This is a genomic window from Empedobacter sp. UBA3239, from assembly GCF_002362875.1.
Lineage (GTDB): Bacteria > Bacteroidota > Bacteroidia > Flavobacteriales > Weeksellaceae > Empedobacter > Empedobacter falsenii_B.
The window spans coordinates 1-12,335 of record NZ_DEVJ01000087.1 but is presented as its reverse complement, the minus strand read 5'-3'; the positions used below and the strand labels follow the sequence as shown (position 1 = coordinate 12,335).

6 protein-coding genes are annotated in these 12,335 nt (G+C 33.4%); 3 read left to right on the top strand and 3 right to left on the bottom strand.

The features are described from left to right. Positions 1 to 27 precede the first annotated feature (27 nt). Complete coding sequence (katG, locus tag B4G36_RS13280) at positions 28 to 2,247, bottom strand: catalase/peroxidase HPI (RefSeq protein WP_291064303.1); 2,220 nt, start codon at positions 2,245 to 2,247, stop codon at positions 28 to 30. Positions 2,248 to 2,587: 340 nt separating this feature from the next. On the opposite strand from katG, the gene B4G36_RS14045 reads away from it, so the two are divergent. The 3 genes from B4G36_RS14045 (at position 2,588) to B4G36_RS13270 (ending at position 8,641) form a co-directional block, all read left to right on the top strand. Next, complete coding sequence (locus B4G36_RS14045) at positions 2,588 to 2,908, top strand: DUF6660 family protein (protein ID WP_280061562.1); 321 nt, start codon at positions 2,588 to 2,590, stop codon at positions 2,906 to 2,908. A gap of 125 nt (positions 2,909 to 3,033) precedes the next feature. After that, positions 3,034 to 7,395: a CusA/CzcA family heavy metal efflux RND transporter gene (locus tag B4G36_RS13275; RefSeq protein WP_291064304.1), complete on the top strand. Its 4,362-nt coding sequence runs from the start codon at positions 3,034 to 3,036 to the stop codon at positions 7,393 to 7,395. 1 nt (position 7,396) lies between these two features. Then, complete coding sequence (locus B4G36_RS13270) at positions 7,397 to 8,641, top strand: efflux RND transporter periplasmic adaptor subunit (RefSeq protein ID WP_291060143.1); 1,245 nt, start codon at positions 7,397 to 7,399, stop codon at positions 8,639 to 8,641. A gap of 1,425 nt (positions 8,642 to 10,066) precedes the next feature. Here the strand turns inward: B4G36_RS13270 and B4G36_RS13265 are convergent. Both B4G36_RS13265 and B4G36_RS13260 read right to left on the bottom strand, forming a co-directional pair. Beyond that, positions 10,067 to 11,164: a hypothetical protein gene (locus B4G36_RS13265; RefSeq protein WP_291052291.1), complete on the bottom strand. Its 1,098-nt coding sequence runs from the start codon at positions 11,162 to 11,164 to the stop codon at positions 10,067 to 10,069. Positions 11,165 to 11,166: 2 nt separating this feature from the next. Then, positions 11,167 to 11,949, bottom strand: a complete 783-nt coding sequence (locus B4G36_RS13260) for an RNA polymerase sigma factor (RefSeq protein ID WP_291052288.1) — start codon at positions 11,947 to 11,949, stop codon at positions 11,167 to 11,169. Positions 11,950 to 12,335: the final 386 nt, after the last annotated feature.

The following is a 12,335-nucleotide window of genomic DNA, read 5'->3' as shown; positions in this document are numbered from 1 at the left end:
TTTTTTCAGGACGTTACAATCATATATTTATTTCAAATCAAAACGATCTGCATTCATCACTTTGTTCCAAGCTGCCACAAAATCATTTAAAAATTTATCTTGTGCATCTGCTTGTGCATAAACTTCTGCTACGGCACGCAATTCAGAATTTGATCCGAATACTAAGTCTGCACGAGTTCCTGTCCATTTTGGCGCTCCTGTTTTACGATCAGATCCCATGTAGATTTCTTTCGTTTCATCAGTCGCTTTCCAAACAGTACCCATATCCAATAAATTCACAAAGAAATCATTTGTCAATTGACCTGGACGATCAGTGAAAATACCATGTTTCGAACCATCATAATTCGCATTCATCGCACGCATTCCACCAACTAAAACTGTCAATTCTGGAGCAGTCAACGTTAACAATTGTGCTTTATCAATCACCAATTCTTCTGTCGAAACAGATCTTCTTGTGTTTTTGCGGTAGTTTTTAACCCCATCTGCAATTGTTTCTAAGTACGCTACAGATTCAACCTCTGTTTCCTCTTGCGTTGCATCTCCACGACCTGCTGCAAACGGAACTGTAATTGTTTTTCCAGCATCTTTTGCTGCTTTTTCAATCGCTGCATTTCCTCCTAAGACAATTAAATCGGCAATCGAAACTTGTTTTGACGAATTCGCTGAATTAAATTCTTGTTGAATATTTTCTAAAGCTGTTAAGACTTTATTCAATTGAATTGGATTATTTGCTTCCCAATTTTTCATTGGTTCCAAACGAATACGCGCACCATTCGCTCCTCCACGTTTATCCGATCCACGGAAAGAAGAAGCCGAAGCCCAAGCTGTAGAAACCAATTCTGAAACAGATAATCCTGAAGCTAAAATTTTCGCTTTCAAATCAGCGATATCAGCCTCGTCAATTAATTCATGCGTAACAGCTGGAATTGGATCTTGCCAAGTGAATACTTCATTCGGTACATCTGCACCTAAATAACGAGAAAGTGGTCCCATATCACGGTGAGTTAACTTGAACCACGCTTTACGGAAAGCATCTTCAAATTCTTCTGGATGTTCCAAGAAACGACGTCCAATTTTTTCGTAAGCTGGATCCATGCGTAACGCAATATCCGAAGTCAACATCGTTGGTCTTAATTTTTTTGAAGCATCATGCGCATGTGGAATAATTTCGCCTACATCTTTTGCTACCCATTGATGAGCACCTGCAGGAGATTTTGTTAATTCCCATTCGAAACCAAATAAATAACTTAAAAATAAATTTGACCATTCTGTTGGTTTACTTGTCCAAGTTACTTCAATACCAGATGTAATTGTATCACCTGCATTTCCTGTTCCGTACGAGTTTTTCCAACCCAAACCTTGCATTTCCAAATCAGAAGCTTCAGGGTCTGGTCCTACATGATCAGCCGAAGCCGCACCATGTGTTTTTCCGAAAGTGTGACCACCGGCAATCAACGCCAATGTTTCTTCATCATTCATCGCCATACGCGCAAACGTATCACGAATATCGCGTGCAGAAGCCAAAGGGTCTGGATTACCATCTGGTCCTTCTGGATTCACGTAAATTAATCCCATTTGTACCGCAGCCAACGGATTTTCTAAATCGCGATCACCAGAATAACGGCTATTTGCACCACCACTCTCTTCTAACCATATTTTTTCAGAACCCCAATAAACATCCATATTTGGTTCCCAAACATCAGCACGACCACCAGCAAAACCTAACGTTTTGAATCCCATCGACTCTAATGCTACATTTCCTGTTAAGATAATTAAATCTGCCCACGAAATTTTATTACCATATTTTTGTTTGATAGGCCAAATTAAACGACGCGCTTTGTCCAACGAAACGTTGTCTGGCCATGAGTTAAGCGGTGCAAAACGCTGCTGTCCTTCACCTGCTCCACCACGACCATCTTGCACACGGTATGTACCCGCACTATGCCACGCCATACGAATGAAAAATGGACCATAATGTCCAAAATCTGCTGGCCACCAATCTTGAGAATCAGTCATCAAAGCTTTTAAATCAGCTTTAACAGCTTCTAAATCTAATTTTTTAAATTCTTCGGCGTAATTAAAATCTTCCCCCATTGGGTTCGATTTATTTGAATGTTGACGTAAAATATCAACTTTTAATTGATTTGGCCACCAATCTTGATTTTGTGTTCCTTCTCCTGCCACTGGTTTTGACATTGTACCATTGTGGAAAGGGCATTTTGAAATATCACCTCCTTGATTCTCCATGAATACTATTTTTTTATGTTTAATAATTTTTGTTTTGTAAATATCATAAATATAGTAATTTGTCTTATCAATTAAAAATCAAATTGTTTTATCAATCAATCAATTTATTTTATATAGAATGTAAATTAAATAGTTATTAATTATATTATAAAAATTGATTCGTTTATTTTTAATGAGTAAAGAGATTTCGAGAATCCTCTAGCTTTTAAGTTTATATCTGTATCAAGATAAAACTACATTTCACATAATATCAATGCATAGAAATTTTCAATCTTAACTTCAATATATCTTAACATCGTAAAATTATTATAGTCAAAAAAATGTTTATACATTTGTAACAATGAAATTTATAATTCTCATAATTGCATTATATGTTAATGTTCTATCATTTGTGCCATGTCAAGACACAAATACTAATAGAACGCAAGTTTCTATGGTGCATAGTGAGAAAGATAATTCAGATCATAAAGATCAATGTAGTCCTTTGTGCGTTTGTAATTGTTGTCAAATTACAATTTCATCAATGAAATTTACACGATTACTAAAAACTCCTAAAGTTTTTGAACCAAATACTTCCAAGAAAATACAATTCAAAAAGAATACAATTCAAAACCAATTGTATGCCGATATCTGGCAACCTCCTAAAATAAATATTGCTTAACGAGACGATTTCTTTTTTCGTCTACACATTGATTTCAATTGATATAAAATTGAAGTCAACACTTTTCTGTGCTCATTTATTTTGATAATAAGTGGGTAATGTTAATACAATTAATCAAATTATCTGTGTTAGATAAAATCATAAAATTTAGTATCCAAAACAAAATTGTTATTGGAATTATGACTGTATTGTGGATTATCTGGGGCGTATGGAGCGCAACAAAATTGCCAATAGATGCGGTACCCGATATTACCAACAATCAAGTCCAAATTATTACGGTCAGCCCTACTCTAGCTGGTCAAGAAGTAGAACAATTGGTCACTTTTCCAATTGAGCAAAGTATTGCGAATATTCCTGATATCGAAGAAACAAGAAGTATTTCTCGTTTTGGTTTATCTGTGATTACGGTAGTGTTTAAAGAAGATGTAGATATTTATTTTGCGCGTCAATTAGTCAACGAAAAATTAAAAGAAGCACAAGAAGACATTCCGCAAGGTGTTGGCATTCCCGAATTATCACCTGTGAGTACTGGTCTTGGAGAAGTCTATCAATATATTTTACATCCTAAAAAGGGAAGTGAGAAAAAATACAATTCAAAACAATTGCGCGAAATGCAAGATTGGATTGTTCGTAGACAATTAAACGGAACGCCTGGTGTTGCTGAGATCAATAGTTTCGGTGGAGAATTGAAGGAATACGAAGTTGCTTTAGATCCGAATAGATTGCGCGCAATGGGAATTAGTGTATCGGATCTTTTTGATGCCTTAGAAAAAAATAATCAAAATACTGGAGGAGCTTACATCGATAAGAAGCCAAATGCTTACTTTATTCGAGGAATTGGAATGGTAACTTCTTTAGATGATGTAAAATTAATTCCTATAAAAAATGCGACGGGAACTGTTCCTATTTTTATAAAAGATGTAGCTGATGTAAGACTAGGACATGCCATACGATACGGAGCAATGACTTACAATGGTGAAGTAGATGCTGTTGGTGGTGTTGTGATGATGTTAAAAGGTGCGAATTCTAATGAAGTAGTTAATCTAATTAAAGAAAAAATACCAACAATTCAAAAATCGTTACCAGATGATATCGTCATCGAGCCTTTCCTTGATCGAACGAATTTAGTAAATCGTGCAATTAAAACAGTAGAAAAAAATCTGATCGAAGGTGCATTAATTGTCATTTTTGTATTGGTTATTTTTCTTGGTAATCTAAGAGCTGGTTTAATCGTTGCATCTGCCATTCCTCTATCCTTATTATTTGCATTAGGAATGATGAATGTTTTTGGTGTGAGTGCGAATTTAATGAGTTTAGGAGCTATTGATTTTGGATTGATAGTCGATGGAGCAGTTATTATTGTAGAAGCGACTTTACATCATCTAGGGCTTAGAAAATCAACGCATCGATTAACCCAAAAAGAAATGGATGAAGAGGTTTTTCTTTCAGCTTCAAAAATTAGAAATTCAGCCGCATTCGGGGAAATCATCATACTTATTGTCTACATTCCTATTCTTACTTTGGTTGGTGTAGAAGGAAAAATGTTTACACCAATGGCTAAAACAGTTGGCTTTGCAATTCTAGGCGCATTGATTCTTTCGTTAACGTACATCCCAATGATGAGTGCTTTATTTTTATCAAAAAAGCCTACTCTCAAAGCTTCTTTTTCAGATAAAATGATGGTGAAAATCCATAAAGTTTATGAACCATTATTAGAAAAAGCAATCCGAATCAAATATTGGTTAGTTGGTATTACTGTTGCAATTTTTGCAGTATCAATTATTCAATTCAGAAATATGGGTGGCGAATTTATTCCACAATTACAAGAAGGTGATTTTGCTTTTCACTGTATTTTACCACAAGGAAGTTCCTTAACCCAAAGTTTAGAAACATCCATGCAAGCTTCTCGAATTTTAAAAGAATTTGATGAAGTAAAAATGGTCGTTGGTAAAACAGGTTCCGCTGAGGTTCCTACAGATCCTATGCCTCCTGAAGCAACAGATATGATTGTGGTTCTAAAACCAAAGGACGAATGGAAACGTAACATTTCTTATGAAGAATTAGGTGATGAAATGATGGAAAAACTAGAGGTTATTCCTGGTGTTTTCTTTGAAAAAAATCAACCAATCCAAATGCGTTTTAATGAATTGATGACAGGAATTCGACAAGATGTAGCTGTCAAAATTTTTGGCGAAAATTTAGATTCTCTCTCTTATTATGCAGATAAAACCTCAAAAGCAATTCAATCTGTTGAAGGTGTTACAGCGCCACAAGTGGAACGCGTAAGTGGTTTGCCTCAGATTAATGTTGAATATGACCGAATCCGAATGGCAAATTATGGATTAAACATTCAAGATGTAAATGATATGTTGAGTACAGCATTTGCTGGAAAAACAGCTGGACAAGTTTTCGAGAATGAACGACGCTTTGATTTGGTTGTTCGATTGGATAGTGCGCATCGAAAAAGCATTGATGACATTAACAATTTAATGATTCCTACAAGTTCTGGTAATCAAATTCCGATCTCTCAGGTGGCAAATGTGAGTTATAAATTAGGCGCTTCACAAATTAGTCGCGAAGAAGGAAAACGAAGAATTGTAATTGGTTTCAACGTAAAAGATCGCGATGTACAATCGGTTGTAAAAGATATTCAGACAAAATTAGACAATGAACTCAAATTACCTTCTGGCTATTATTTCACCTATGGAGGGCAGTTCGAAAATCTGCAAGCAGCTAGTCAACGTTTGATGATTGCTGTACCAATCTCCTTATTATTAATTTTTATGTTATTGTATTTCACATTTCATTCATTCAAACAAGCAGCATTAATTTTCACAGCAATTCCAATGAGTGCAATCGGAGGTATTTTTGCATTAATTATTCGCGATATGCCATTTAGTATTAGTGCCGGAATTGGTTTTATTGCTTTGTTCGGAGTAGCTGTTTTAAACGGGATTGTTTTAATTGGAACATTCAATCAATTAGAAAAAGAAGGAGAAAAAAATATTCTAAAACGAATAATGGAAGGAACCAATATCCGATTACGACCAGTATTAATGACAGCAACAGTTGCATCGTTAGGATTTTTACCGATGGCAATTTCCACAGGCGCAGGTGCCGAGGTTCAAAAACCTTTAGCAACAGTTGTCATTGGAGGATTAATCACAGCTACTTTTTTAACCTTATTTGTATTACCAATGTTATATTTAATATTTAATTCAAAACTTCCGAAAATAAAATTGAATTCAAAAAATTCACTTCCATTCCTTGTCATCGGAATGTTTTTGATGGGACAATCTATTCAAGCGCAAACTCGTTCAATTAATATTCAAGAAGCTCAACAAATTGCAATTGAAAATAATCCATTAATCAAAGCAAATGAACGAAGTATTTCATCAAGTGAAGCTTTAAAAGGAACCGCAAATGAATTACCAAAATTAAATGTGGAAGCACAACTTGGGCAATATGCGAGTCCAAAATTTGATTATGGTTTATCTATTTCTCAAAGTATTCCATTTCCAACGATTTTTAAACACCGAAAGGCAGTGTTAGAATCAGAAGTGAATAACAAGAAGATACAAAAGGAAGTGACAACAAACGAATTGTTGAAACAAGTGAGAACCTATTTCTATCAGATCGAATATTTAGAATATAACCATGATCAACTCGAACAATTAAATAAACTTTATTTAGAATTTATTCGAATTGCTTCGGTTCGATTTAATGCAGGTGATATTAAGAAAATCGAAATTAATACAGCAGAAACACAACAAGGAGAAATCAATTTGTTGCTGAAACAAAACAAAGTGTATTTAGCAAATGCGTACAAAAATCTAAACGTATTATTGAATACCGAAGAGAATTTTACAATTACCAAAGAGACAAATTATATTCCATTAAAATTGAGTGGAATTTTAGACGGTTCTACAATTGATAATAATCCTACTCTCAAAGCTTTTTACCAACAGATGGAAATTACAGAACGAAACAAAGAAGTCGTAAAAGCCGAAGGTTTACCAGAATTTTCACTTGGTGTAAACAGTTTATCGATGATTGGAATGCACGAAAAAAATGGAGTACAAAGGTATTACAATGGCCTTGATCGTTTTACTTCTGTAAACCTTGGTGTTGCAATTCCATTAACGTTTGGTGCTACAAAGGCAAAAATCAAAGCTTTGGAATATGATAAACAAGCCATTCAAGAAACAGCCAATTTTCAAAAACAACAGTTAACGATTCAACTTGATAATTCAATTAATCAATATCAACAAGATTGGGAACAATATGAGTATTATGTAAACCAAGCCATTCCAAATGCAGAAAAAATTGTAAAAGCAGCTCAATTGGGTTATAAAACTGGTGAAATTTCGTATGTCGAATATCTTTTTGCCTTACAAACCGCAACGGATATTCAATTAAAATATCTTGAATCGATACAACAAGTCAATCAAACTGTTGTCAATATTAATTCTATCATCAATCAATAAAATGAAAAAAATAAAGATCATTATCTATAGCGTGTTAGCCATATTATTTCTAAGTAGTTGTACCAAAGAAACAAAAACGGAACAACCAATCGAGGAAAAAAAAGCTGAGCACGAAGAAGCGCCACAAACAGTTGCTACGCTAACAGAAGAACAAATGAAGGCTGTTGGTGTAAAACTGGGAACTATTGAAGTAAAGGAGCTAACGGCTATGATTAAAGCAAATGGACTTTTGAATGTTCCGAATAGCAATATGGCAAGTGTTGCATCTATGTTTGGTGGAGTAATACAAACATTGCCAATTCAGGAAGGTTCGTATGTCAAAAAAGGACAAGTAATTGCGACAATTTCAAACCCAGAATTTATTATTACACAAGAGCAATACTTAACTGTTTTGAGTCGAATTACCTATGCAGAGCAAGAATTTAGACGACAAAAAGAATTGTTTGATAACGATGCTGGTGCAAAAAAGAATCTTCAGAACTCTTCTGCCGAATTGAAAACATTACGTTCTCAAAAAGCATCTTTATCTCGTCAACTTCAAATGATGGGAATTAATCCTTCTAAAGTAACCAATGCAAATTTGAGAAATGGAATGGTAATTACAGCACCAATTAGTGGAACAGTAAGTAAAATTATTGCGCAAATAGGAAGTTATGTAGATGTCTCATCTCCCGTCGCTGAAATCATTGATAATAGTTCTATTCACTTAGATTTGCAAGTTTTCGAGAAAGATTTACCTAAAATGAAAGTTGGTCAAGTCATTCAATTTGAATTAACAAACAATCCAGGAAACAGTTACGAAGCAGTCGTGTACAGTATTGGTTCTTCTTTCGAAAATGAAAGTAAAACCATTGCAGTACATAGCAAAGTACGAGGAAATAAATCTGGATTGATAAATGGAATGAATATTACAGGAGCCGTAAGCTTAAGTAATTCCTCTACACCTGCTGTTCCCAATGAAGCAATTGTAGAAGCGGATGGTAAATTTTACATCTTTGTCAAAACAAACAAAAAAGTAGAAGAGCATACAGACGAAGAAAGTAAAGATCCGAACGAAAAGAACAAAGAACATAAAAATGAAAAATCGATAAACTTTGAAAAAATCGAAGTTGTAAAAGGTTCTTCAAATATGGGTTACACAGCTATTACAACCGTAAATGAAGTTGATCCAAACGCGCAAATTGTTGTAAAAGGATCCTTCTTTGTGAATGCTAAATTAAGTAATTCCGGAGATCACGGACATTAAAACAATTCAAATAAATTGAGGCATATGCACTCCCCTAACTAACTTCCACTAAAAAGTCCGATAAACAATATGTTTATTGGACTTTTTAGTAGTTGTAATAAATAAATAAGTAACTATTTAATTCGTAATTCAAAAATCTCAAATACTTTTTAATAATTCGTTATCATCGTCTAATTCTTCGATACAACGTTTTAAAAACGTAACTCTGACTGACTATAATGAGAAACTGAAATAAATTCAGCTTAACGGTTCGTTATCATTTAAAAAAATATTTGAAATAAAGAATTTGAGATTAAGAGGAGGAGCCACGGTGTGGCTCAGGTGATACTTATTTCTTACTTTCATTTTTTTATTCATAGCTTATCTATTTTAATTATAGGTATTCATATGCCCTTCGGGGAACAGACTAAAAAGTAACCAAAAAGTCAAGGCCGTAAACCTCTCTACTAAAAATGTTCTCATTTCACTAAAGATTTTACAAACCCTACGGGCTAAAACCTTTTTAACGCTCCATTCATCCATTTTCTTAACGTGAGAGTTTTAATGCCGGGTTTTCATCCTTTTTCAATATTCAAATCCACTTTCAACAAAGAATTTATAAACTGTTATTGCTGAAAAGTCGAGCGTCAATTCGGCGTAAAGAGCGTTAAAAATGATTTACTGTTCACATTTTTATGTGAATGATTTAAAGCATTTAGCGAATAGCCATTATTGACCGACTTGTAAGCATAGACTTGATTTTTTTATTACTTTTTGATCAAGACTTCCCCAAAGGGTATATGAATTCATTTGAAAACAATAATAACCCATGAATAAAAAGTAATAAATAAAGAACTACTAATTATTCTCTTATTCACGTAATTATGTTCAGAACCTCAACTCGTTGTTAATTTGAGGTATACTTTCATTTTTTTATTCATAGCTTATCTATTTTAATTATAGGTATTCATATGCCCTTCGGGGAATCGTCAAAAAAACTAACGAAAAAAGACTTGGCCGTAAACCTCTCTACTAAAAATGTTCTCATTCCACTAAAGATTTTACAAACCCTACGGGCTAAAAACTTTTTAACGCTGCACTCAAACATTTTCTTAACGTGAGAGTTTTAATGCCGGATTTTTCTAATTCTTTTTCAATATTCAAATTCCTTGTCATTCAGAACTTTCAAAGAATCTCATATCTAATTGTTCATAAAAACATTTTACATCGTAAATCCCATATCAAAAACCTTATACATACATTCTACTGCCACCCTACTGCCACTATGTTGCCTTTATCCTGCCTTTATCCTGCCTTTATCTTGGGACCATCTAACGTGTTTCAATAAAACCTAAAAATCCCCCTTTGTATATGTTTTTCACATTTGATGAGCGTTAACAATCACCCCACCCTACGGGTGTACAAATCACCCTCCAAAATTATGGTTTAAGCTGTTATAAGCTCAATACCTGCTTTATCAGCTTTGTATTTTATTTTATGTATGAGCTCATAATAGCTCCAGTTTCTTAAGACAAATCTTTCTTCTTTGGCAATTTGTATTTTTTCTTCTTGATCTACAATAACTATCGTTCCTGCTTTTTTTTCCACACAAAAATCAATTAACATTCTACTGTAGACATGTAGCCGATGATGAATATATTTACTCTCTGTATTTTTTAATTTTTTTGCTATTTTTAATTTTCTTGCTTTTCCTTTCCCTCCTTTGCAAAAGGGCACTCCTTCTAGTATTCTTTTACGAGAAGCTTGTATGGCTAATCTTCTATATAGAAATTCTTCTTTGCTACCAATGGTAAGCTGAGATCTACCTATTTTTACAACCAACGGATATTCTAATGACAAAGAAACTTCTGCAATAATATCGGGTTGTAATTGATTTTTTTCTTTTTCAATTTCTACCGTGAATACCCAAAATATTTTATTTTTTTCTAATTTAATATGTGATCTACAAATTCTAATTTCTTTACTTACTATTTGCTCCAATAGCTTATAATTATCAATATAGTCTCTTCCAAGATATGTTTTAAAAGGAATTTTATAAAGTTTAAAATAAATGTATTTTTTATCTGTATCATACGAGAATTTACTTATCCTCGCTATGTTAAAAGGAATTGCTATATCTCGTTTAAAAATTTTTAATGAAAGTTCCCCTTTCCAATACTTGACACAATCCTTCTTGAAGGACAGGTATAACGTATTGATCAAACTAGACAATATATACATCGGAACTTCGTCCTTAAAACGTTTTGAGAGCACACGATAAATTGTAGTCGACCGTGACCATTTGAGTATACCAGAATCATCTTTGTTTTCGTCTGCTAATTTATATTTGATTCCTTCAGAGAAATAAAAAAAATCTTTCACCATTTCTTGCACATACAAATGAGAAACAATCATATTAGCCGCTATAAAACATCTATTTTGCCATTTATAAAGCGTACTCACAACTTCTTTTCGTTCTTCTTGGGTTGGTAAATCAGCAATTAACTGTATTTTACGTGTTAAAAAAACGGTAGAATTTTCCATATTTAGTTATTTAGGGGTTTAAACTTGTTTTGTTGAGTCAATTTATAAGCGACGACAAATTCATTGTGCACTTCTTTCTGAGAAAGTTCTAATGTCTTGGCAATGGTTATAAACGATTGTTTCATTTCGAATCGAAGCTTTAAAATCAACGATTGTTTTTCGGTCATTTGATTTGGTGCCTTTTCCTCAGAAATTATTTCTTTTTTAGACACGAATACATCATGACTATTTATAAGGTTCTTAACATCCTCTATTGCACTTTTAATCTCCTTGCTCGTTTCTGAAACTCTTTTTCCCATTGCATTGGCAATTGCTTTGTATCTAAATCCATATTTCAAGCAGAGTTCAATCAAATGTTTTCTTTCAGCGCTTAATAAGGGTAATATTTTTCTAATTTCTTCATAATGTTGGTCATGTATTAGTTTATCCTTTATGTTTTCTGCAACCTCTAAAGGATCGTATACAGTCAAATAATTCTCATAATTCTCGTAACTATCCAATGAATGCACTGACCTAAAAAATTTATTTTTAGAACTTCTATAATGCGAATAACAGCTGTGTTTCAAAACAAGTCGCGTGAAAAAAAAGATATGTTCAGGTTTTTCAATTTTCTCACGATATTCCCATAATTTCAGAAACGCATCTTGTACCAAACATTCTACAACAAATTCATCCGTAATTATTTGTTTACCAATCCAAAAAAGTAGTCTTTTATGTCGTGAATAAATTTGCTCTAAGGCTTTGGGATCGCCTTTTTTCAATAATTCATATTCTTTTTTTAGCATAATAAAGGTGGTTTTAATTATGTTTTACGTGATGCATTACGTTATACGTTTTACGCTTAACGTTTTACGTGTTTTTTCTTATTAATACTCAAATTCACTTTTAACAACATTTGAAATTAAAAATTCTTTAATGTCACTTTTTTATTCATTCCTTATCTATTTTAATTATTTGCATTCATATGCCCTTCGGGGAACAAACTAAAAAGTAACCAAAAAGTCAAGGCCGTAAACCTCTCTACTAAAAATGTTCTCATTTCACTAAAGATTTTACAAACCCTACGGGCTAAAACCTTTTTAACGCTCCATTCATCCATTTTCTTAACGTGAGAGTTTTAATGCCGGTTTTTCATCCTTTCTCAATATTCTAATTCATTTTTAATAACATT